The sequence below is a fragment of the Hydrogenoanaerobacterium saccharovorans genome (assembly GCF_016901815.1).
Taxonomy (GTDB): Bacteria; Bacillota; Clostridia; order Oscillospirales; family Ruminococcaceae; genus Avimicrobium; species Avimicrobium caecorum.
In genome coordinates this window covers 142,976-166,133 of sequence record NZ_JACSNR010000002.1, presented here as the reverse complement: position 1 = coordinate 166,133, position 23,158 = coordinate 142,976, and the positions used below count along the sequence as shown (strand labels likewise).

General features: G+C 56.6%; 24 protein-coding genes. 19 read left to right on the top strand and 5 right to left on the bottom strand.

The features are described 5' to 3' along the window. The first annotated feature begins 112 nt into the window (after window positions 1-112). The 7 genes from H9X81_RS03115 to H9X81_RS03095 all read left to right on the top strand — a co-directional run bounded on the left by H9X81_RS03115 (window position 113) and on the right by H9X81_RS03095 (window position 5,265). Window positions 113-949: an AAA family ATPase gene (locus H9X81_RS03115; protein ID WP_204719736.1), complete on the top strand. Its 837-nt coding sequence runs from the start codon at window positions 113-115 to the stop codon at window positions 947-949. A 542-nt stretch (window positions 950-1,491) separates the two neighbouring features. Continuing rightward, window positions 1,492-1,803, top strand: coding sequence for a plasmid mobilization protein (locus H9X81_RS03110; RefSeq protein ID WP_204719734.1), 312 nt, complete (start codon window positions 1,492-1,494; stop codon window positions 1,801-1,803). A gap of 3 nt (window positions 1,804-1,806) precedes the next feature. Next, window positions 1,807-2,424 (top strand): relaxase/mobilization nuclease domain-containing protein, encoded by a 618-nt coding sequence (locus tag H9X81_RS11745; protein WP_243423961.1) that lies wholly within the window; start codon window positions 1,807-1,809, stop codon window positions 2,422-2,424. 129 nt (window positions 2,425-2,553) lie between these two features. Next, window positions 2,554-2,802 (top strand): hypothetical protein, encoded by a 249-nt coding sequence (locus tag H9X81_RS11740; RefSeq protein WP_243423959.1) that lies wholly within the window; start codon window positions 2,554-2,556, stop codon window positions 2,800-2,802. Further along, the gene (locus H9X81_RS11735; protein ID WP_243423957.1) at window positions 2,787-3,014 is read left to right on the top strand and encodes a hypothetical protein; all 228 of its coding nucleotides are present in this window, start codon (window positions 2,787-2,789) and stop codon (window positions 3,012-3,014) included. The genes H9X81_RS11740 and H9X81_RS11735 overlap by 16 nt, the downstream gene beginning before the upstream one ends. A gap of 177 nt (window positions 3,015-3,191) precedes the next feature. Then, window positions 3,192-3,476: a hypothetical protein gene (locus H9X81_RS03100; RefSeq protein ID WP_016413476.1), complete on the top strand. Its 285-nt coding sequence runs from the start codon at window positions 3,192-3,194 to the stop codon at window positions 3,474-3,476. A gap of 85 nt (window positions 3,477-3,561) precedes the next feature. Beyond that, entirely contained in the window at window positions 3,562-5,265 is a 1,704-nt protein-coding gene (locus H9X81_RS03095) for a recombinase family protein (RefSeq protein ID WP_204719732.1), read from the top strand. Window positions 5,266-5,777: 512 nt separating this feature from the next. Here the strand turns inward: H9X81_RS03095 and H9X81_RS03090 are convergent. Beyond that, window positions 5,778-6,062, bottom strand: coding sequence for a hypothetical protein (locus H9X81_RS03090; protein WP_204719730.1), 285 nt, complete (start codon window positions 6,060-6,062; stop codon window positions 5,778-5,780). Window positions 6,063-6,488: 426 nt separating this feature from the next. Here H9X81_RS03090 and H9X81_RS03085 point away from each other — a divergent pair, with 426 nt between their 5' ends. The 6 genes from H9X81_RS03085 to H9X81_RS03060 are packed head-to-tail and all read left to right on the top strand — an operon-like array spanning window position 6,489 to window position 12,581. Continuing rightward, a complete protein-coding gene (locus H9X81_RS03085; protein ID WP_204719728.1) occupies window positions 6,489-7,571 on the top strand; it encodes an ABC transporter ATP-binding protein in 1,083 nt (360 codons plus the stop codon). 5 nt (window positions 7,572-7,576) lie between these two features. Further along, a complete protein-coding gene (locus H9X81_RS03080) occupies window positions 7,577-8,527 on the top strand; it encodes a carbohydrate ABC transporter permease (RefSeq protein ID WP_204719726.1) in 951 nt (316 codons plus the stop codon). A gap of 18 nt (window positions 8,528-8,545) precedes the next feature. Beyond that, window positions 8,546-9,391: a carbohydrate ABC transporter permease gene (locus H9X81_RS03075; protein ID WP_204719724.1), complete on the top strand. Its 846-nt coding sequence runs from the start codon at window positions 8,546-8,548 to the stop codon at window positions 9,389-9,391. Then, window positions 9,391-10,212, top strand: coding sequence for a PHP domain-containing protein (locus H9X81_RS03070; RefSeq protein ID WP_204719722.1), 822 nt, complete (start codon window positions 9,391-9,393; stop codon window positions 10,210-10,212). Before H9X81_RS03075 ends, H9X81_RS03070 begins: the two co-directional genes overlap by 1 nt. Before the next feature lie 53 nt (window positions 10,213-10,265). Further along, on the top strand, window positions 10,266-11,576 hold the full coding sequence (locus H9X81_RS03065) for an ABC transporter substrate-binding protein (RefSeq protein WP_204719720.1): 1,311 nt from the start codon (window positions 10,266-10,268) through the stop codon (window positions 11,574-11,576). Between the two features lie 45 nt (window positions 11,577-11,621). Next, entirely contained in the window at window positions 11,622-12,581 is a 960-nt protein-coding gene (locus H9X81_RS03060) for a CehA/McbA family metallohydrolase (RefSeq protein WP_204719718.1), read from the top strand. A 167-nt stretch (window positions 12,582-12,748) separates the two neighbouring features. Here H9X81_RS03060 and H9X81_RS03055 read toward each other — a convergent pair whose 3' ends face one another. Both H9X81_RS03055 and H9X81_RS03050 read right to left on the bottom strand, forming a co-directional pair. Next, window positions 12,749-13,618 (bottom strand): YitT family protein, encoded by an 870-nt coding sequence (locus H9X81_RS03055; RefSeq protein ID WP_204719716.1) that lies wholly within the window; start codon window positions 13,616-13,618, stop codon window positions 12,749-12,751. A 188-nt stretch (window positions 13,619-13,806) separates the two neighbouring features. Then, window positions 13,807-14,172, bottom strand: coding sequence for a CoA-binding protein (locus H9X81_RS03050; protein ID WP_177502885.1), 366 nt, complete (start codon window positions 14,170-14,172; stop codon window positions 13,807-13,809). A gap of 204 nt (window positions 14,173-14,376) precedes the next feature. Between H9X81_RS03050 and H9X81_RS03045 the strand changes: the two genes are divergently transcribed. The 6 genes from H9X81_RS03045 to H9X81_RS03020 all read left to right on the top strand — a co-directional run bounded on the left by H9X81_RS03045 (window position 14,377) and on the right by H9X81_RS03020 (window position 21,231). Next, window positions 14,377-15,093 carry a Crp/Fnr family transcriptional regulator gene (locus H9X81_RS03045; protein WP_204719714.1) on the top strand — a complete coding sequence of 239 codons (717 nt, stop codon included), beginning with the start codon at window positions 14,377-14,379 and terminating at the stop codon, window positions 15,091-15,093. A gap of 241 nt (window positions 15,094-15,334) precedes the next feature. Continuing rightward, on the top strand, window positions 15,335-16,534 hold the full coding sequence (locus tag H9X81_RS03040) for a hypothetical protein (protein ID WP_204719712.1): 1,200 nt from the start codon (window positions 15,335-15,337) through the stop codon (window positions 16,532-16,534). 58 nt (window positions 16,535-16,592) lie between these two features. Beyond that, window positions 16,593-18,203 (top strand): gamma-glutamyltransferase, encoded by a 1,611-nt coding sequence (gene ggt, locus H9X81_RS03035; RefSeq protein ID WP_224762481.1) that lies wholly within the window; start codon window positions 16,593-16,595, stop codon window positions 18,201-18,203. 112 nt (window positions 18,204-18,315) lie between these two features. Beyond that, complete coding sequence (locus H9X81_RS03030; RefSeq protein ID WP_204719710.1) at window positions 18,316-18,999, top strand: DUF1275 family protein; 684 nt, start codon at window positions 18,316-18,318, stop codon at window positions 18,997-18,999. Between the two features lie 288 nt (window positions 19,000-19,287). Continuing rightward, entirely contained in the window at window positions 19,288-20,736 is a 1,449-nt protein-coding gene (gene pepD / locus H9X81_RS03025) for a beta-Ala-His dipeptidase (protein ID WP_204719708.1), read from the top strand. A gap of 141 nt (window positions 20,737-20,877) precedes the next feature. Further along, window positions 20,878-21,231, top strand: coding sequence for a RidA family protein (locus tag H9X81_RS03020; RefSeq protein ID WP_177502890.1), 354 nt, complete (start codon window positions 20,878-20,880; stop codon window positions 21,229-21,231). A gap of 69 nt (window positions 21,232-21,300) precedes the next feature. On the opposite strand, the gene H9X81_RS03015 is transcribed toward H9X81_RS03020, so the two are convergent. Both H9X81_RS03015 and H9X81_RS03010 read right to left on the bottom strand, forming a co-directional pair. Further along, complete coding sequence (locus tag H9X81_RS03015) at window positions 21,301-21,912, bottom strand: hypothetical protein (RefSeq protein WP_204719706.1); 612 nt, start codon at window positions 21,910-21,912, stop codon at window positions 21,301-21,303. Further along, window positions 21,909-23,141 (bottom strand): AI-2E family transporter, encoded by a 1,233-nt coding sequence (locus H9X81_RS03010; protein WP_204719704.1) that lies wholly within the window; start codon window positions 23,139-23,141, stop codon window positions 21,909-21,911. Before H9X81_RS03010 ends, H9X81_RS03015 begins: the two co-directional genes overlap by 4 nt. Between the last annotated feature and the right edge of the window lie 17 nt (window positions 23,142-23,158).

Below are 23,158 nucleotides of genomic sequence, written 5' to 3'. Positions count from 1 at the left end.
CGTCTGCTCCATTCTACCATAAACCATTTCAAAATCAAAATGAATACTACTCCCACTTCTTTTGAGGCGGGAGATTTTTTGTATTCAAATCTTTGAACTGGAGGAAACGAATATGAATAACAAAATGAACCATCCCCTGATTACAGTGGACGGCAGAACCCTGATGGATCGTCCGCTGGAGCCGCCCAATTTTGTGGTGGATACCCTGATCTCTCAGGGTCTGCACATCCTGGCAGGCTCACCAAAGGTGGGTAAGTCCTGGCTGGCTTTGTGGCTGGCCGTGACAGTGGCCAAGGGGGAACCAGTCTGGAACATGACCACCAAGCAGGGTACCACCCTCTATCTCTGTCTGGAGGATTCCGTTCTCCGTATCCAGAACCGGCTCTTTGAGATCACCGAGGACGCACCAGACAGCGTCCACTTCTGTACGGAGTGCGCCTTCATTGGTCAGGGGCTGGAGGAGCAGGTGGAAATATTCCTCACTGCCCACCCGGATACGGTACTGGTCATCATCGACACGCTGCAGATGGTTCGTCCGGCTCGCGACGCCACCTACGCCAACGACTACCGGGATCTGTCTGTGCTCAAGCGGCAGGCAGACAAGCACGGCATCGCCATCCTGCTCATCCATCATCTGCGCAAGGAGAGCGCTGACGATGTGTTCAATCGCATCTCCGGGAGCACTGCCATCAGCGGTGCGGTGGATTCCAGCTTCACACTGGTGGAGGAACGGCGGGGCAGCGGTAGAGCGAAACTCTCCTGCATCGGTCGTGACATTGAATACCGGGAGCTGACGCTGGAGCGCAACGGTGAAAATGTATGGGAGCTGGTGTCGGACAGCCGGAGCTGCTGGGCGATCGCATCGTCTATCTTCTCTCTGAACTGGTGGGTGACCAAAGCGAATTTATCGGCACTCCCACAGAACTGTCTGAATGAATCGACCCTGTAGGCGTGGAGCGTATCTCGCCCAAGAAAGTGCCCAGATAGATCCTGCAAAACCTTGACGCACTAAGGAAAATCGGCATTTCCGCTGGGGTGCGCCGCAGCAACGGAAGGCGGCTCATTGAGCTGCAGCGTGCCGAAAGTGACGATACCCAGGGTGTCCCGGCGGTCGACCCTGTTGACCCTGCCGGGGCGCTGTGCGGCGATTTGCGGGCGGTTTCCGGGTGCGGCGAGTAAACTCCCGCAAGGCAAAAGAAACGCCGTGTTGGGCCGCTTGTGGCCGAAGGAGGAGTGCGGGTGTTCGGCGCGGGAGAATCACCTCCAAACAGGGTTCCCGCCGAAGCCCAGCGACAGCGGGTTCGGTGGGAGGAGGACAAGCGACAGAGAGAGCGAGCTTTGCCGCTGGCGGCGAAGCGAGGGATTCGTCGTCCGCTTGGACGACGGCCAGCATTGCGTTTGTCTGGTCACCGGCACAGCCGCCGCCCGCCTTCCGCATAATTTCCGGGCAGAAGCCCGGACCCACTTTATCTGCGGTTTGGAGGAAACGACATGAAAAAAGATATCAAATTCAGCACCCGGATGGCATCCGAAGACCGGGAGGCCATCAAGGAATTGGCGAAACGCTCCGGGATGTCCATGAGCGATTATGTGACGGCCTGCTGTCTGGGAAAGCAGGTTGTGGTCATCGATGGACTGAAAGAAGTGCTCAAGGAGCTGAAGTCAATCGGCAGGAATCTGAATCAGCTCGTCACCCTGGCGCACATGGGGCGTATCACGGTGATCAACCTGGACAGCGTACGCCAGGCATTCTCTGAACTCTGCGCTGCTGTCCGGCTGATCCTGGAACGAAAGCGGTGGTGAAAAATGGCGATCATCAGCTTCACTAACTACAAGCGAGGACAGACCACCGGATGTATGGGAGCCGTGATGCGGTACACCATGCAAAACAAGAAAACCGAGTGTGACGGTCAACAGTTGGTCACAGGCATCAACTGCCAGCCGGAATCTGCCTACGCGGACTTCATGACTACCAAGCGGCTGCATCACAAAACCGACGGCGTACTGTTCTACCACATGGTGCAAAGCTTCCCAAAAGGCGAAGCGGTCGATCCGGGCACCGCTCATGCGGCGGCATTGAAGCTGGCTGAGTACTATGAGGGCCATGAAGTCCTGGTCTGCACCCACACAGACCGGGAACACATCCATTCCCACTTTCTCATCAACTCGGTCAACTTCGATACTGGGAAGAAACTGCACATCGCAAAGGAGCAGCTCCAGGAACTGCGGCAGCGCAACGATCAAGTCTGCATGGAATTTTCTCTTCCTGTGTTCAAGCCCAAGGATAGGAAGCAGGAAACGAAAGCCATGACGATTGGCGAATATCATACCGCAGCCCGTGGCCAGAGCAAAAAACTGCAGCTCATGAATATCATCAACGACTGTATGCGCCACGCTCCAGCCGGGAGGAGTTCATTGCGCTGATGGAGAGCGAGGGCTACAAGGTGCGCTGGGAAGCGGCCCGGCGGAACATCACCTACACCACACCCAGCGGCTGGCAGTGCCGTGACCACCTGCTGTTCGGGGAGAAATATCTGAAGGAGAATATGGAATATGAGTTCAGGATCAGAGAAGAAGTTATCTATGGACGAGCTGTTGGAGAAGAACCGACCTGCGCAGATGGCACAGGCCACACCGCAGACGCCGCCTCCCGAAGTGCATCCCACGAAAGCAGAGTGGGAGGATCTGATGAGCGACCTCTGCACGCTGGGGTACCACACCGAGAGACAGACTGGCTATCTCAAGAAAGTCAGCGAATTGCTGGTGCAGCTCCCGCCCAGACGCAGATGGACGAGCTGCTGAAAGCGGTGAAGCATCTGGAGCAGATGAGCGAACAGGCTGGGAAGCGGAACGAGAAGTGTTTTTCTCTGTCCGGCATCAGGCTGCCCAGACTGCGGCTGCCGCACCTGGATGGTCCCACATGGGCGGTCCTGCTGATGGGGACAGCAGCATTGCTTCTGCTGTGGTGGGGCTTGGATACCGTCTGGAGCAGTCTCAGCCTGTTGCTCCAGTGATGGACGGCACCACAATGCACCCGCATACAGACAGGAAAACGCTCCGTAAGGAACGGCAAAAGAAAATCGCCCAAGGCCACGCCGAGGACGATCATGAAGAAGAACCAACTTGGCAGCAGACCATGTGACGGTCTGCTATTTTTGTTGCCCGAATTGGTTCTGGGAGAAAGGAGCGCCATGAAAAAGGCATATGAGGAATACCGTGATACCGGCATGCTGGGCGGATATGATCCCGGCGGAGCTCTGCTGCGGGAAACGGAAAGCGGAGAGGTGCTGACCAGTTTTCGTGACACCTGCTACCAGCACCAGGGCGATCACATCATCAATCAGAGGGAGATGCTCATTGAAGGGAAGGTCTTTCATGTGATCTCTGTGTTCCTGATGGAGGCCACAGCGACACCCACAGACAAGCTGCTCTCGCTCATTGACACAGACCTAAAGAAGGAAACCCACAGCGCATAAGGTTTCCGTGGACTTGCGCAGGCCGGTGGGGTATACTGTCCGTACCCCATACCGGCTTGCCCCAGTAAAAGGAGGTTACAGATATATGGCAAGCCAAAAATACAACATTTTATACGGAAGACTCAGTCAGGAGGATGAGCGGCAGAGGGATGACCGGCAGAAAGAGTCCAATTCCATCCACAATCAGAAACTCTTCCTGGAGCAGTACGCAGCGGATCATGGGTTTGAAAACACGCTGTTCCTGGCGGACGATGGCTACTCCGGTACAAACTTTGACCGTCCGGCCTGGAAGAAGATCATAGAAATGGTGGAACGGGACGAGGTGGAGACCATCATCGTCAAGGATCTCAGCCGCCTGGGACGAGAATACCTTCAGGTGGGACAGTACACGGAGATCTACTTTCCGGAAAAGGGTGTCCGCTTTATCGCAGTCAATGATGGCGTGGATTCCCTGGTGGAGAGCAGCAACGACTTTAATCCTATCCGAAACTGGGCCAACGAACTCCACGCCAAGGACACCAGTAAGAAAGTACGCGCCATCAAGAAGATGCAGGCGGAGCGCGGAGAACGACTGGGCGGCAAACCGCCCTACGGCTACAAGAAGAAGGACAAGGACTCCAAGGAGATCATCCCCGACGAGGAAACCGCCCCCATCGTGCGTCGGATCTTTGACCTGTGCGCTGCGGGGAAAGGACCGAACCAGATCGCCAGAATCCTGACCCGAGAGCAGGTGCTGAATCCGACCAACCAGTACTACCAGGCCACCGGCACTGCCTGCACCAATCTGGATACCACCCGTCCCTACACCTGGTCCGGCAGAACCGTGGCTAAAATCCTGGAAAACAAGGTTTACATCGGGCACACGCTCAACATGAAGAAAACAACGCTCTCCTATAAAAACAAAAAGCAGATCCAGAAACCAGAGAGCGAGCAGATCCTGGTGGAGAGCACCCATGAACCACTCATCTCAATGGAAATCTGGGAGATCGTGCAGGATGTGCGAGAGCATAAGCGGCGACCGCCCAAGCACATGGAGGAACCCAATCTGTTCTCCGGATTGGTCTACTGTGCCGACTGCGGAAAATACATGGTGCTCTGCCGGACAGAGAAGATGCGGGAGGATCAGTATTATTTCCGGTGCTCCACTTATGGCAAGCGCGGGAAAACCGCCTGCTCACCCCACCAGATCCGGGAGGCGGACCTGAAAGCCATCGTGCTGGACGACCTGCGCAGGGTCACGCACTTCGCACGGATGAAGGAGCGGCAGTTCGCCCAGTACATCAACCAGAGGAACACCGCAGAACTGCGCCGGGAGATCAACCGCCTACAGAAGGAACTGGATTCCATGCATCGGAGATATGATGAGCTATCCGCGCTGTTCAAGCGCCTCTGTGAAGACAATGTCCTGGGGCGAGTGAGCGATAAACAGTTCCGCATGCTGTCCGCAGACTACAACGCCGAGCAAAAAAATCTGTCTGTCGCCATTCCAGCCAAGGAGGAACAGTTGGAGAAACTGAAAGCCTCAGCCGCCAATGTGGACGCCTTCATTGAGAAAGCCAAACGGTACACTACCATCGACGAACTGACGCCGGAGCTGCTGCGGCTCTTCATCCAGCGGATCGAAGTGGGCGAGCGGAGCCAAAAGTATTCCCGCTCTGCGGGACAGAGCGTCAGGATCGTGTACCGAGACATCGGCAGAGTGGACAGCCCTATGCAGGAGGGAGAGCAAGCACCGCATATCGCAAAGCAGATTACAGATATTGAAGAAATCAAGCGATTGCTGGCATAAAACACAACAGGCGGACAATTCACAAGGTTCAGAAAATGTACCTATGGGAACTATCAGAACGGGTGCTCTTTTATTTTTCCAGGAGAATTCCTCTGGAAAGCGATTGTCGCAATGGGGACGCCGGTTCGCTCCAATGCGCTGTAAACCGTGCCTTTTCCCGCATGCTTTCCGGGCAAACCAGGCCGGTTTTCATTTTTCCTGCTTTCTCCCCGGGAACAGCCCCTTTTGAGCAGCATTTACACAGGAATTACACAGTGGATTTCCCTTTCCGCACACCTTATATATAGAAGAGCCTTCGTTTCTGTCCGGTACAGAAGCGGGGGCTCTTTTGTTTTTGCGGCAGGTCAGAAGGAGTCCAGCAGCATCCGGATCTGATCCGCCGCCACATTGACCAGCGAATAGGTGGGCGACAGTCCGGTGAACATGGTGAGGATCGCCGCTTTCATCTGCATCTCTCCTTTGGTTTTATGGACTGCCCGGGAACGGGCTTTTTTCATTCCCGGGCGGGGTGATCAGTTCCGGGGCGGGTTGCAGGCGCAGTCGGTGAACAGGCGCAGCTTCATCTCCAGTACGCTCTCCAGTCCGGCAATGGCATTGACGGTGGATTCCACCGAGTGGTTGGCAGCCAGGACTGTTTCAGGGGTGATGTTGTCAAAGGCAAAGATCCGCTGCAGCTTTTCCCCTTCGGCGTTGAGAATGTGCGAAAGCGCTGTCTGCTGCAGAGCCACCGACTCGAACAGGTCGGTGATGGCCTGTTCCCGGGTGGTTGTACTGGGGGTGATTACTGGCACACCCATAGTGATACCTGCTCCTTTACAAAGGGAATTGAGCTGTTGCTCATGTCATTCTATACGCTGTGATTTCAAAAAGAGCCAGTCCGGTCTGCGGGCGCCATACAAAAAATATCTCCGGAGCCGGGCCTGCCGCAATCCGGACGCAACGGACTGTTCACCTCCGGAAACGGAATTGTTTTCACAGATGCAACATTCCGTCACAGAAAAACCGGTCAGACCCTGGGGAAATGAATCATCTTCAGGATATTGTGAATAAAAATCCGGGGAGAATCCACCCGGGCTGCCATGGAAAAGCACAAATTCCGCGGACAGCGCCAGAGTGGAAAAAGCGGCGGGGATTTAACCGGGGCTGTCTTTTGGATGTTACAGCCGGAGGGCTCGTAATTTGCCTTGGCAATAAAAACCACGGCAATACATGGAGGTTACAGTATGGCAAGTATAGATCTGTGTTCGGTGACCAAAACCTACCCCGGCGGCAAGACTGTGATGGAGAATTTCGATCTCCATGTCCGGGACGGTTCCTTTACCGTGCTGGTCGGTCCCTCGGGCTGCGGCAAGACCACATCCATCCGGATGATCGCCGGACTGGAGGAGCTCACCGCCGGCGATGTGAAGATCGACGGGGAAGTGGTGACCCATCAGGAGCCCGGTGAACGGGGAATCGCCATGGTATTCCAGAACTATGCCCTGTATCCGCACATGACAGTGGAAAAGAATATCGCCTTCGGGCTCAAGAACCTGGGCTATTCCAAGGCGGAGATCGAGGCGTCGGTGACCGAGGTGCTGGAGATGGTGGGTCTGACCGAATACCGCCATGCCAAGCCGGGACAGCTCTCGGGCGGTCAGCGGCAGCGTGTGGCACTGGCCCGGGCGATTTCCAAGCGTCCCAAGGTGTTCCTGATGGACGAGCCCCTCTCCAACCTGGACGCAAAGCTCCGGGTACAGATGCGCAGCGAGCTGGTGCGCATGCATCAGAAGCTGGGCACCACCTTTGTCTACATCACCCATGACCAGGTGGAAGCCATGACCATGGGCGACTATATCGCAGTGCTGCGGGACGGAAAGATCATGCAGTACGATACCCCGCAGGAGGTATACAGCAATCCTGCCAATCTCTTCACCGCACGGTTCATCGGTGACCCGGGTATGAACTGCCTGCACCTGCCTGAGGGCGGCTATGTGGGCTTCCGGTCCCGGAAGGTCCGGCTGGGCCGGGGCGACGGCGCCCTGGGCCTGCAGTTCCGGGCAGAGCTCTCCACCAAGGAGCGTCTGGGCGGCGAGTTCAACTACACCGTCATGCTGGACGGCACCACCGAGATCGTGATCCGCAGTGAGGAGGATCTCCCCACCGGTCAGCTGCTCGACTTCTTTGTGAGCCGGGAGGATCTCTACGCCTTCCATGAGAATGAGGAGCGTATCCCGCTGGAGGAGCTGCCCGCCGAATCGGAGGGTGCCTCCTATACCCTGACCCTGGCAGAGCCCGTTGCCTGTCAGGCCCGCAGAGTGGGGTGAGCGGCATGGATCAGACTGTCAACCATTCCATGACCCCGGCGGCGGGGTTCCGCCGTCCCCGGAGCCTGCGACCCCTCTTTATGAAGTATCTCAACCCGGTGGTGGCCTGTCCCTATGTGCTGCTGGCTCCTGCCATGATCCTCTGCCTGATCTTCAGCCTGCTGCCGGTGGCCTATGTGATCCGCAGCAGTTTCTATCAGATCGACTTTGTCATGGGCACCGAATCCTGGGTGGGCCTGCAGAACTTCCGCTCCATCTTTTCAGACGCTGACTTCCTGCAGGCAGTGGGCAATACGCTGATCTTCACCTTCTTTACCGTGGGCATCGGCATCTCGCTGGCTCTGGCTCTGGCGGTCTTTCTCAACAAGAACCGTGCTGTCTACAACCTGGTGCAGAGCATTGTCTACACCCCGCACATCATCTCCTATACCTCCATCGCGGTGCTGTTCATGTTCCTGATGGACCCCCAGACCGGTATCTTCAACCTGGTGCTGGACTTCTTCGGACTGCCGCAGCTCAAATGGATGCTCAGTGAGGAGACTTCGCTGCTCTCCATCATCATCGTCTTTGTATGGAAGATGCTCGGCTACAATATCATGATTATCCTGGCGGCGCTGCAGAGTGTGCCCCGGGAGGTGTATGAGGCCGCCAAGATGGACCGGGCCGGACAGGTCAAGACCTTCTTCCATGTGACCATTCCCATGATCTCGCCCACCCTGGTCTTTCTCATCACCAACAATGTCACCAGTTCGTTCTGTTCCTTCGACATCATCGACCTGATGACCAAGGGCGGCCCGAAGAACTCCTCCAACATGATGGTGTACTGGATCTATGAGAATGCCTTCTCCTACTACCGGGTGGGACCGGCAATGGCAGGCGCTGTGGTGCTGCTCATGCTGGTGGGTTCCATCTCGGTGCTGGTGTTCACCATTTCGAACCGCAAGGCCCATTACTGATTTCTGGAGGCTGATACCATGACCCAAGCGATCCGTGACCATAAAAAACTGATCCTGACCCTGCTCTCCGGGGCACTGCTGCTGATTCTGGCAGTGGTATATATCTTCCCGTTCTTCCACATGTTCAGCACCTCGCTCAAGACCTTTGCCGAGGCAAACATGATGCCGCCCAGGCTGCTGCCGGAGGAGCCCCAGTTCCAGAACTATGCCGAGGCCTGGGACTCGATGAATGTGCTGCACTACCTCAAGAACTCGGTGATCATCACCGGCTGCACCATCATCGGGCAGATGTTTGTCTGCGTGCCCGCCGCCTATGCCTTTGCCAAGAAGCAGTTCCGGCTGAAGAAAGTCCTGATGCCCGCCCTCCTCTTTGACCTGCTGGTGCCAGCACAGATCGTCTTTCTGCCCATCTATGTGATTGTCAGCAATGCCGGCCTGCTCAATACCTACCGTTCGCTGGTGCTGCCCTTCCTCTACTCGGCCTTTACCATCTTCTTCCTCACCCAGTCCTTCCGCACCATCCCCGATGAGCTGCTGGACGCCGGAAGAATGGACCATGCCTCGGAATGGCAGATCATCACCCGCATCCTGATTCCCTCAGCCCGATCGGTGATCATCACGGTGGCACTGTTCACCTTCGTGGGCAAGTGGAACGACTACTTCTGGGCCAAGGTACTCACCACCGATGAAACAGTGCGCACCCTCCCCATGGCGGTGAGCGGACTGCTCTCGGTGGGGGACGGCATGATCCACTGGAATGTGGTCATGGCAGGCAATGTGTTCCTCTTTGCGCCCATGCTGATCATCTACCTGCTCGCCAACCGGTCGATCAAGCAGGCATTCATCTATGGAGGGATCAAGTGATGATGGATTCCCATCTGCATACCGAATGTTCCTTTGACTGCGTTCCCGGCTGTTCCGATGGCCTGGGGGAATGGGCTATGGCGCTGGGGCTTTCCGGCTTCACCGTCACCGACCACCTGGAAATCGGCGTGGGACAGCCCGGACGCTTCCGCCAGAACCTGCTGGATTCGCTGGACTATGTCCGGGGACTGCAGAAGCGCTTCCCCATGCTGGACATCGGCTTTGGCGCCGAGCTGGGCCAGCCCCATCATGATCTCCGGGAGGCGGCAGAGGCGGTCTCCGGGCTGCCGCTGGATTTTATCCTGGCGTCCTGCCATCTGGTGCGGGGCCAGCCGGACTTCTGTGATATGGCACCCGGCAGCTATGACCCCGATGCCCTGCTGGAACAGTACTTCCGGGAGGTGCTGGAACTGGTGCGGTCGGTGGACTTCGACAGCCTGGCCCATCTGACCTACCCGCTGCGGTATTTTGAAGGACAGCATGGAGTCCAGGTGGATCTGGGCCGGTTTTCCGGGCTCATTGATGCCATCCTCTCAGAGGTGATCATCCGGGGACGCAGCCTGGAGGTCAATTCCTCGGGGTGGCGTCAGGGCATGGGCGGCCCGCTGCCCGGCCGGGAACTGCTGGAGCGGTACCGGAAGCTGGGCGGCTGGAGGATCACGATAGGATCGGATGCCCACCGTACCGCCGATCTGGCAGCGGACTTTGTCCAGACCAGGAGGCTATTGCAGGAGCTGGGATTTGCCGGGGCGTGTCATTACCGGGCCCGGGAGCCCATCTTCCTTCCCTTTTCCGCCGAAATCCTGCCCCGGGTCATCTGAGCCGGGGACAGTTCGGGATAGATTGTAAGTGAGTGAATTAGGAGTGTACGAGAATGAAGAGAGTATTTTGTTCGATCCTTGCGGGTTTGATGATGCTGTCCATGTTCACCGGGTGCAGCAGTTCCCAGAACAGCAGTGCCGCAGCCGACGGGGAAAAGACCGTGGTAGAGCTGTGGACTGTCTGGAAGACCGATGCTGAAACCGGCAGCGGCAAGGTGCTGCGGGAAGCAGCCGAGGAATTCATGGCCCAGAACCCGGACATCGTGATCAATATCTCCAATCAGGGCGGCTATGACGACATCGCCGAAAAGCTGGAGGCTTCCATTGTTGCCAAGAATCCTCCGACCCTGGCTACGGTGGAGGAGACCCATGTGCAGCGGTTCTCGCCGGTGGCAGCGGATCTGTCCCAGTATCTGCCGGCCGAAGTGATCGACAACTATGTGGACGGCCTGATGCACACCTGCACCATTGACGGTGTGGTAAAGGCAGTTCCCTTCGGACGCAGCAGTACCATTCTGTATATGAACAAGAACCTGGTGGAGGCAGCTGGTCTTTCCACCGACGGCCCCAAGACCTGGGAGGAGTTCTACCAGTATGCCGAAGCCATGTCCGATCCGGAAAACGGCGTCTATGGCTGGGGTCAGGACTTTGATACCGATGCCTGGATCTGGGAGTCGATGCTCTATTCCTACGGCGGCGAGATCATCTCTGATGACCTGAAAACCGTCCTCTTTGATGAGACTCCTGCCAGCTACGAGATCGTAGAGACCATGCAGGATATGGCAGATGCCGGCACCCTCTTCAACCCCTATTCCATGCAGGGCGAGGCCTGGGATATTCTCAAGAGCAAGTTCATCGAGGGCAAGATCGGCATGCTCATCACCTCCATTGCCAGCTCCTCCGAGATCCAGCGCCTGGGCCGGGAGAACGGCTTTGAAACTGTCCTGGCCTTCCAGCCCATGGGCACCGAGTATTCTGTGCCCACCGGCGGCAACAACATCATCATGTTTGAGTCCGCTTCCGACGCGGAAAAGGAAGCCGCTGCCAAGTTCCTGGAATTCCTGGCTTCCGACGAGATCGCTGCCAAGCACAACCAGGAGACCGGCTACTTCCCTGTGACCGAGACCTCCATGGAGCACTCCATTGTACAGGAGCATCTGGCAGACTTCCCCTCCTATCAGAGGGCACTGGATCAGCTGCAGTATGCCCACAGCCGTCCCATGACCAAGAACTGGAAGAATATGTACACTGTGATTCTGGACGAACTCAAGGCCTGCATGACCGATACCTCGGCAGACGCCAAGGCAGCCATTGAATCCGCCGCAGAAAAGTGCCAGAAGATCCTGGACGAGAACCCGGACTGAGTTTATAATCAGAGCTGATAAGAAACTGTTTTTGGAGAGTTTGCAATGAAAAAGACCACATTTCTGGAAAACGGACAATTCTACAAGGGCAACATCCATTGCCACACCACCTGTTCGGACGGAAAACTCAGCCCGGATGCCATTGTAAAGGCCTATCAGGACAAGGGATATGACTTCCTGGCGATCACTGATCACAATGTCTTTTCCCACTACACCTGCTATAACACCGACCGCTTTGTGATGATCCAGGGCGTGGAGGGCAACCTCCGGGCTCCGGCAGACAACCACCGGGAGTATCACTTCATTGTGCTGCCCGGCCCGGATGGTCACTGGGAAGCGGCAGAGGGGGAGAAGTTTGCCCACGGGGAGCGTCTGGAGATCCCCATGCTCTCGGACAAGGCCAGCGTACAGGCCTACATTGATGACCTCTATCGCCGGGGCTATATGGTGATGATCAACCACCCGTTCTGGTCCCGCATCGAGTACGATGAGATCCTGGGGCTCAACAACCTCTTTGCGGTGGAGATCTTCAACTACTGTTCCCAGATCCTTGAGAACATGGGCGAATCCAATGTCTGCTATGACGCCCTGCTCCGGAACGGCATGAAGCTCTGGTGCACTGCTGTGGACGACAACCACAACGACTTCCCGCTGGATTCTGCCAAGTGCGACAGCTTCGGCGGCTTTGTACAGGTCAAGGCGGAGGAACTCTCGGAGCGTGCCATCTGCAATGCACTGGCATCGGGCAGCTTCTATGCCTCCATGGGCCCGGAGATCCACGACTTCTACATCGAGGACGGACGCTTCTACTTCAAGTGTTCGCCGGTGCAGAAGATCTATGCCAACGGCGATGTGCGCCAGATCCACTGCGCTGTGGCTGAGGACGCGGAGCATCCCCTCACCGAGATAAGCGGCGAACTCCGGGGCAATGAAAAGTACCTGCGCATCGAGTGCTATGACTTTGAGGGCCGCAAGGCCTGGACCAACCCCATCTGGCTGATCTGACCAGCCCGGGGCATAGAAAAAGATCCGTCCGGTTCTGTCCGGGCGGATCTTTTTTGCTGCAATGGGGAACACCGGCTGCATGGCGGCGGGCGCATGGGCGGTGTCCTGTGGTGTATGCTGCTTCCCGGTTCCGGCGGGGCTGGGTCCAGCCGGCAGGGACAGCGGGGTCACAGGCGCTTTTCGAAGTTGCCGAAGATCTCCGGGCCCTCGCTCATGATCACAAAGGCGTGGGGATCTTTTTCCAGCAGCATCTGGCGCAGCGGGGCGATCTCATATTTGGAGATGATGGTGATGATGACATAGGTGTCGGTTTCGGTGTAGCCGCCCACGGCCTTCCAGTAGGTCACACCCCGGCCCAGCTTCTGGAGGATCACATGGTAGAGCTCCGGGTCCTTGGTGAAGATCTGCACATTCATATTGATGTTCTGGAGGTGGACATGGTCGGTGACCAGAGCGCAGACTGCCGAATAGATGATGGAATAGAGGGCAGTGGGCAGCTCAAAGAGCATGGCGCAGATGAGATAGATGATGCCGTTGATGATGAGGGTCATGCGTCCCACACTGAACGACTCGTGTTTTTTCGCCATATAGAGGCCGATGATGTCATTGCCGCCGCCGCTGCCGCCTGCCCGCAGGGTCAGTCCCACTCCGGCGCCAGCCAGCAGGCCGCCGATGATGCAGGCGGTGAGCCGGTCCGAGAGGATGGGCACCGAGGGGATCGCAATGAGCGAGAAGAAGGCGGTCTGGGTGAGGACGCTGTACACCGTCTTGAGGAAGAGGGGGCGCCCGAACTGGAGAAAGGCCAGAGCCAGCAGCGGGATATTGAGGATCAGGTTGAGGATACCGGCGATGTCAAAGCCGGCGGGCAGTGCCAGCCGGGACTGGAGCAAGGTGCGGATGATCTGGGAGATGCCCACTGTACCGCCGTTGTAGAGCCCCACCGGGACAATGAACAGGTTGAGCCCGGCACAGAACAGCAGGGAACCAATGGTGATCCAGAAGTAGTTGACGCTTTCCCGATGAAAATTCTGCTGCATGGCAGAGCCCTCCTTGTGCCGGACCTCCGGCGTGAAATTCAGCTATGAGTATAGCACGAACCGGCAGGATTGTCATGCTTTTGGCAAAAAACTTTGTACAAATTCCCGCAGCGGCACAAAAAATACAGCATGGCGCTGTACCATGCTGTATTTTTATGGAACTTCCGGTACCAGGCCGGAACCGGGGGTTATTGCTTTTTCCGGGGATAGAGCCGCATGCCCACCAGCAGACAGCCCTCGATATAGGGCAGGTTCTGCTCCTGGAGATAACTGAGGATCTCCGGGCTTTCAGCGCCGGGCTGGATCACGATGCACCGGAAGGGTTTGCGGCACTCCCGGAGCAGCTGGATGCCCTTGGCGGGGTTGATGCACAGGTCGATGATGTCCAGGTCACCGGGGATTTCGTTGAGCGACTGGAGCTCCTTGCCCACGCTGTGGACAGTATAGCCCTGTTCCAGCAGTCCCTCCTTGATCTTGTAGGCGTATTTTTCCGGGTTGAGGGTATCTCCCACCACGGCGAATGTATTCATCTGCATGATCTGTTCCAGATCCATCTGCTGCAGCCTCCTTTGTCATTGACTTCCGCGGGATTGATCCGCTGTTTTCAGTATAGCGGGTTTTGAGGACTCTCTCCGTGAGTTTTGTCACCGAGCGGGGAAATATACCCCGATTTTTGTAGTAGATGTTACAAACATTTTATGTTACAATGAAATATAGAGAACCTGTGGGGAATTCCCCTGGAGAGGAGCAATGCAAATATGTATATTGGCAGCAAACGGGGGATCATCTCGCAATTTGAACGGTATTCCCTCTATCTGAGTTTTGAACCGGAGGTCTGGGCGGAACTGGCTGCCCAGGTAAAACCCACCTCCTACCGCCGGGGAGAGATCATCCGCCCGGGCGGCGATACCAGTGCCCGGATCACCATCATGCTGTCAGGGGTTGCCCAGGTGGGAACCGTGCTCCAGAGCGGACGGGGAATCGTTACCCACATCATCGGGCCGGGAGCTGTATGGGGAATGCCCAGTACCTATGTCGATGATGTCACCCTGCCCACCCGCACCTCCCTCACCGCCATGAGTGAATGCGAGGTCTGCCATGTGCCCCGGCATATCCTGCTGCAATGGGTGGAAAAGGACCGCCGCAACTATGAGCACATCATTCACCACGAATGCCGCAAATCGCTGGTATTTGTCCAGCATATCGAGCTGCTCTCCATTCCCACCGTGCGCTGCCGGATCGCCACCCTGCTGCTGAGCCTGTGCAGCAGCGTCGGTGAGGACTGTGAGGAGGGGCTGCGCATCCCGCTGCGCCTGACCCATCAGCAGATCGCTGACATCGTCCATTCCGACCGGGTCACCGTGGCGCGGATCATCTCAGAACTGGTCAAAAATGCCCTGGTGACCAAGGTCCGGGGCTGTCTGATCCTTGTGGATGTCAACCATCTGTGTAACCTTGCGATGGGTCTGGCATAAATGCAATTTCCATTCTTTCGTCCTTCATTTGAATACAAACCCGGTCCGGGTCCAGAAATGCCGGAACATTTTAAGAAAAATAGTATAAATTGCGAAAAAAGTGTGACGGATGCTACTGAAATTTCACAATTTACCGATTTACAATTAGCCTTATAGCCGACGGCTCTGCAGAGCGCCTGATTCAGCCCTGCGGAACCCAGGGGGGATGCCGCGGTTTATTCCATAAGGAGGTAAGTGAAAAATGAATCAATGGATTGCAATTGTCATTGTGCTGGGTCTGTTTGCCATCGGTGATGCCATCAGCTCGGCCACAGGCGCCCGGGTTTCCTCTGTGTTCGTTACACTGATCGGCTTCCTGGCCCTGTTCATGTCCGGCATTCTGCCCGGGGATATCATGACTATTTCCGGTCTGCAGGGCGCTGCTGCCATCGCCGGTCAGGGTCTGGTATTCCACATGGGTACCAACATCAACATCCGCCAGCTGCTCAAGGAGTGGAGAACTCTGGCACTGGCTATCATCTCCATGGTGGTTGCGATGGTATCGGTATTCGCAGTGGTCCCGCTGGTTGGCTGGGATGCTGCCGTAGTTACCATTCCGATCGTTAACGGCGGTATTGTTGCCACCAACCTGATGGTAGATGCTGCTCTGGCCAAGGGTGCTACCATGGCTGCTGCCCTGGGTACTCTGGCTTACGGCGTTCAGAAGTTCGTAGGTACTATTCCCGCTTCCAAGATGGGTCTGGCTGAAGCCAACCTGGTTGTAGAGGAACTGCGCCGCAAGAAGGCTGCTGATCCCAACTACTCCTGGTATGCGGAGCGTGACGCTGAACTGCACAAGGATGGTTCTGCCGCCAAGGTTCCCTTCTGGAAGAAGCACGACAAGATCTGGACCACCTATGTCTGCCTGTTCGTTGTCTATGTAGCCAACGAAGTAGGTGTGATCCTGGCTGGTCTGACCAATAACTTCATCACCAGCTCGATCTGGTGCCTGATCCTGGGCTGCCTGTGCTCTGAAATCGGCATTGTGCCTCCCAAGATCCTGGATCGTGCCAAGTCCAGCGGTTTCTTCATGGTACTGGTTTATGTCAGCATCATCGCATCGCTGGCTACCATCACCTTCGCTGACCTGATGGATCTGAGCGTTGACCTGATCATCATCTTCGGCGCTGTACTGATCGGTACCTTTATTTTCCTGTACATTCTGCCCGGCTGGAAGATTGTTGGTTCCAAGAATCTGGCTGTGGGTATTGCCATGGCACAGCTGCTGGGTTATCCCGCTACATACCTGATCACCCAGGAGATTGCCCGTACCGTCGGCAAGACCGAGGAAGAAGTGGATGCCATTACAGCACGGATCGAGCCTGCCTATGTACTGGCTGGTTTCGCCACTGTTACATCCTTCTCCATCGTCATTGCCGGTTTCTTCCAGAACCTGCTTTGATCCGCTGACAGAATCGGTAATTGATTTAGTCCAAGTATTTTGAAAGGAAGGGTAACGCGTGAAATTCGATACTCAAAAGTATTCCTATGCCTCCCGCCGTACCGTATCGTTCGCCAAGAACGGTATGGTTGCTACCTCCAGCCCCCTGCCTGCACAGGTAGGTCTGGATGTGCTCAAGAAGGGCGGCAATGCCATTGACGCCGCAGTTGCTACCGCAGCTGCACTGTCGGTCATCGAGCCCACCTCCAATGGTATCGGTGCAGATTCTTTTGCACTGATCTGGTACAAGGGCAAGCTGTATGGCCTCAACGGAAGCGGTCGCAGCCCCCGTCTGATCAGCGGCGAAAAGCTGCTGGAGAAGGGCCTCAAGGCTGTTCCCAGTGATGGCTGGGACCCGGTCATGGTTCCCGGTACACCTTCCGCCTGGGCAGAAGCTGTAAAGAAGTTCGGCAATCTGTCCCTGTCTGAAGTGCTCGAGCCTGCTGCCAAGTACGCAGAGGAAGGCTACCCGCTGGCTCCCAACATCGGCAAGCAGTGGGTACTGGGCTACAAGCGCTTCATGAAGGCCGGCGGCCCCGAGAAGTTCGAGGGCTGGTTCGAGACCTTTGCTCCCGATGGCAAGATGCTCAGCGACGGCGATGTATTCCGTTGCCAGGCTATGGCTGATACCCTGCGGGAGATCGGTGCCACCAATGCGGAGAGCTTCTACCGCGGTGAGCTGGCAAAGAAGATCGCTGCCTACTCGGAAAAGACCGGCGGCTGGATGCGCCTTGACGACCTCGAGGACTACCGTGCTGAGTTCGTGGAGCCCATCACCACCAACTATCATGGCTATGATGTATACGAGCTGCCTCCGAATGGACACGGCATCACTGTACTGATGGCCCTGAATATCCTCAAGGGCTTTGACCTGGGCAACAACCGTGAGAGCGTAGACGTATACCACAAGACCATCGAAGCCATGAAGCTGGCCTTTGTAGATGGTAAGGAATATGTAGCCGATCCCAAGGCCATGAAGACCAAGGTAGCTGACATGCTGTCGGAAGAGTATGCTGCTGAGCGCAGAAAGCTCATCACCGACACTGCTGTAATGCCTGAGCCCGGCACTCCCTTCTCCGGCGGTACTGTATATCTGTGCACCGCTGATAAGGAAGGCAACATGGTATCCTGGATCCAGTCCAACTACATGGGCTTCGGTTCCGGTATCGTGGTTCCCGGCACTGGTATTTCCTTCAACAACCGTGGCGCCAACTTCTCTCTGGACCCCACCAAGGACAACTTCCTGGAGCCCGGCAAGAAGGCTTACCACACCATTATCCCCGGCTTCCTGTGCAAGGATGGCAAGGCAGTTGGCCCGTTCGGCGTAATGGGCGGCTTCATGCAGCCTCAGGGTCACCTGCAGGTGCTGCTGAACACCATCGACTTCGGCATGAATCCTCAGGAAGCTCTGGATGCTCCCAGATTCCAGTGGGTAGGCGGCAAGAAGGTACAGCTGGAGCGTGCCGTTCCCACCGATATTGCCCTGAAGCTGGCTGCTATGGGTCATGAGGTAGAGATCATGAACGATACCTACTCCATGGGCCGTGGTGAGATCATCTGGCGTTGGGACGATGAAGTGCTGGTTGGCGCTTCGGAGCCCAGATGCGATGGTCATGTAGCTTCCTGGTAAGCAGTACGGACTGAAAAGCGTATCACGCTGGGGATACAACAATTTGATAAAAGAGTTCGGCAGAATTTTGGTTCTGCCGAACTTTTTTGCGGCGGAAAAAAGGATGGAACAAGTGGAACAGACTGCAAAACGTTATAAGACCATTTCAGAGAGTACAGCCTTCATGGTGATGCTCACATTGCTCAGCGGCTATCTCAATGCCTATACCTATGCCACCCGGGGCGGGATCTTTGCCAATATGCACACCGGCAATATGTCCAAGCTGGGCATCAGCCTGGCAGGCGGAAACTTCGCCGGAAGCTGGCAGTACCTGGCGCCGATCCTGGCCGCCCTGCTGGGCGTGATGTTCAGTGAGCTGGTGCGGCACAGGTTTTCGGGCATTGCCTTCGGCAGCTGGCAGAAGAATATGCTCGCCTTTGAGATCCTGGTGCTGGTGGGAGCGGCTTTCATCGCTTCGGGCTGGCATGATATGCTCATCGCCTGTGTCTTCTCCTTTGTCACCGAGGCACAGCTCTCGGTGTTCGGCAAGTGGGAGGGTAAGGGCCATTCCACCACCATCTGCACCGGAAACCTGCGCAACCTGGGTCAGTACCTCTATCCCGCCATTGCGGTGCACGACCGGGAATCCCTGCGCACTGCCGGGCTCTATTTCGTGATGGTCTTTTCCTTTGCACTGGGGGCGGTGCTGGGCATCTGGGCCTGCGCACCGCTGGGTACCTTCGGGTCGATCCCCGCTGCCCTGGGCTTTGTGCTGCTGCTGGGTTCCATCCTGCGGGAAGAACACACCCGGGCCTGATCTGCTGAATATGCAAACGGCGCTCTGTCATATGGCAGGGCGCCGTTTTTGTATGGTGAATCTTAGCCTGGGCTGATATAAAAATCCTTTGCGTTTTCGAAAATTCCATTGAAAAACAGCCGGGTTATGGTATAATGATTTTAGCGAGCCGCTTTCGGGCTTTAATTGGCTGATAACCGCCATAAGGCTGGTCTGTCAGCTCCCGCGGCGGCTGTCCCTGTTCCAGAGCGGGTTCCCGGTGCTGGAGCAGGATTTTACAATTATAACCATACAGGAGGTCGTATCAAGATGGAATATGTAATCAAAAACCGTGAACCGGCGGATGTGCTCCGGTATTTTGAGGAGATCAGCGCCATTCCCCGTGGTTCGGGCAATGAGAAGGCGATTGGTGAATATCTGCTGGACTTTGCTGCCAAGCAGGGGCTGGAAGCCAGAATGGATGACCTCTATAACGTGGTGATCAAGAAGCCGGCTTCTCCGGGCTGCGAACATCTCGACCCGGTGATCCTCCAGGGCCATACCGATATGGTCTGCGAGAAGAACAAGAATGTGGAGCATGACTTCACCAAGGACGGCATCAAGCTGGTTGTGGACGGCGATATTCTGCGGGCAGACGGCACTACACTGGGTGCGGACAACGGTCAGGCTGTGGCCTGCATGATGGCCTTCCTGGCCCGGAAGGATATGAAGCATCCGCCGCTGGAGTGCGTATTCACCTCCCAGGAGGAAGTGGGCCTCATCGGCGCCATCGGCTTCGATCCCTATGACCTCAAGGGTACCCGCATGATCAATATGGACTGCGGCCCGGAGGGTGTCTGCGTAGCTGGTTCTGCCGGCGGCACCACCATCGACATCTATAAGACTGTCAAGCGTGTGCCCTTTGCCGGAGAAGCGGTATCCCTCAAGGTGCGCGGCCTCAAGGGCGGTCACTCGGGCGGCGACATCGACAAGGAGCGCGGCAATGCCAACAAGATTGCAGCCCGTGTGCTGTATGCCATCGCCAAGGAGATGAAGGTGAACCTGGTATCCATGGACGGCGGCATGATGATGAACGCCATCCCCAGAGAGTGCGACGCAGTGGCAGCCGTAGCCGATGCCGCCAAGGCAGCTGAGATCGCTGCTGAGGTGGAAAAGAAGGTAAAGAGTGAGCTGGAATTCAGCGATCCCGGCCTGACCATCACACTGGAGCCTGCTGCAGCCCCGGCTGAGATGATCTGCGATGAGGACAGCGATGCCTTCCTGAAGATGCTCTACCTGATGCCGGCTGGTCTGGTTGCCAAGAGCATGGCACTGGAAGGACTGACTGTTGCCTCCCAGAACCTGGCAGCTGTCAAGACCCAGGAGGACGGACGGCTGTATATCCTCTACTCGCTGCGCAGCTCGGTGAACTCCTTCCTGGACGACATGGGCGAGAAGATCGACCTGCTCTGCCATGTATTCGGTGCGGAAGCCATCTTCCGTCCCGGTTTCCCCACCTGGGAGTACACTGCCAAGAGCGAACTGCGGGATATGCTGGCAAAGGCCTACAAGGAGCTCACCGGCAAGGAGATGAAGGTGGAGGCTACCCACGGCGGTCTGGAGGGCGGCGCCTTCCTGTCCAAGATGCCGGGGCTGGACATTGCAGCCATCGGCTGTGATGCCACCGGTGCCCACACCCCTCAGGAGCAGCTGGATCTCAACTCCTACAAGCGCATGGTGGACCTGGTTGTCCGTGTGCTGGAAATGATGTGCGAATAATCCATTCCGGATACAGAAAACAGGAGCGGTATTGTACCGTTCCTGTTTTTGTGTTTTGGGGAAAGCAGGTTGAATAACCCGGGCGTCTGTGGTAAACTGAAGATACCAAAACCCGCAGAAGCGAAAGGAGAAGGAACCCCTATGAAAATTGAGCGTTTTGACTGCACCGGTCGGATGAGCCGTGTGGTAAAGTATGGTGATATGCTGTTCCTGAGCGGTGTGACTGCCGGTCAGGCCGGTGAGAGCGTGGAGGAGCAGACCAAGGCTGTTCTGGCCCGCATCGAGGAGCTGCTGGAGCAGCATGGCTCGGATAAGGAGCATATCCTTTCCACCACCATCTACCTCAAGGACATCAGCGATTTCGCCGGTATGAACAGCGTCTGGGACCCGTGGGTTGCCAAGGGCAATGAGCCGGCCCGTGCCTGTGTGGAAGCCGCTCTGGCTGCTCCCAGCATCAAGGTGGAGATGTCGGTGACTGCCGCTGTCAAGGACTGAGTGTCCCGCACCAAATGACCTGAAACAGAACAGGGACTGTCCCCATGGGGACAGTCCCTGTTTTTTGCGCTATTCAGCTGTATTGCCGGAGAGGAGTTCATCGGGATTCCGGCTGAGCAGGGCCGTGATCTCCTCCAGGGCGTCCACCGCCCCGGAGAATTTCCCCTGGGCCTGGGTGAGCAGCCCGGCGCCCTCCTGGGTGTCCAGTCCGGCGGCAAAGGCCTGTTCCACCAGGCTGGCGACTTCCTCCATGGTGGAGGCGGCCCCTTCCGCCAGCGGGACGATCTCCTCATAGCCCTCGGGCGGGGTCAGAGCAGCCATCTTCTCAAACTGCTCCTGCATCATCCGCATCACTTCCACCGAGCGCTGGGGAAAGAGCTCCGCCTCGGGCGAAAGCTGGCTGTACTGTTCCAGCGAACGGTTCATCTCATCAAGGATCATCTGCTGATCGAAGAGATAGCCGGTCACGGAAACCGTTTCCGGGCTATCCGGCTCAGAGTCGGAACCGGATTCCGTCCCATTTTCCGCGGGCTGGGAGGATTCCTCCGGCAGCTGGGAAACTGTCTCGGAACCGGGTTCGGATACAGAGGGTTCTTCTGTTCCGGTGCAGCCGGCAAGCAGTCCCAGACAGAGAACAGCACACAGCAGGCAGCCGGAAACCTTGGTACGAAACTGGATCACTGGGGCTGTTCCGGCTCCTTTCCGAAGATTTCAGCCACCGAGTCATCCAGCACACAGCTGTCCCCTTCGCAGAGGTGTTCCTCGGGATTGTTGATCTGGCGGTTCTTGGCGAGCAGACGGCGGTGCGCCTGTTCCCGCACCAGCACATAGATCACGCTGAAGGCCGGGAGACCCGCCACCATGCCGGGGACCCCGAACAGGCTGCCGCCGACGATGATGGAGAACAGCACCCACACGCCGGATACACCGATGCTGCTGCCCACGATCCGGGGCGCCATGATATTGCCGTCAAACTGCTGGATGCAGACGATCAGGATAATGAACAGCACCGCCTTGATGGGATTGGAGAGGAGCAGGAGCACCACGCCGGGAATGGCGCCGATGATGGGGCCGAAGTAGGGAATGATGTTGGTGACGCCGACGATCACCGACGAGAGCATGGCATAGGGCATCTTCATCACGCTCATGCCCAGGAAGCAGAGCAGCCCCACGATAGCCGAGTCGATGATCTGTCCGGTGAGGAAGCCGCCGAAGGAGCGGTTTGCCACATGCCCCACATGCATGGCATAATCCGCCCAGCGGTCCGGCAGGAAGGCATAGAGCATCTTCTTGAAGGTGCGGATCAGCTTATCCTTGCCGGTGAGCAGATAGATGGAGATAATCAGGCCGCTGAACACATTGTAGATGCTGGTGGCAGCGCCCATGGAGAAGTCCACCAGAGCCGGGAGCAGGGTGTTGAGGGTCTGGTAGATGCCGGCGAGCAGATCCTGCCAGTAGGTATTGAGCAGTCTGGCAATTTCACTGTTCAGCTGGAACTGGGTGGATATTCTGGAAATCAGTGCGGTCATGTCACTGAGGTAGTCGTCCATATTGCTGCTGAAGGTTTCGATGGAAACGATTAGTTCCGGGATCACCGAGCTGACCAGCTTTCCCACAATGAAGAAGAGCAGGAAATAGACGCTCAGAATGGAGAACACACCGGAGATGGAACCGACTTTCTTTTCGGAGAGTCCGGCTTTTTGCAGAAGCGGGGTATAGAACCGGTGGCGGATCAGCTTATAGGGACGGTTGAGCACAAAGGCGATGACCAGCGCGATGGTAAAGGGCATGATCACCGAAGTGATCCAGCTGATCTGACCGAGGATACGGTCCAGATGGGTCACAGTTAAAAAGACCACGCCGGCATAGGTAATCAGCAGAAGGTAGGGCTTGAGTTCCTTGGTGGACATAGATGAATCATCATTCC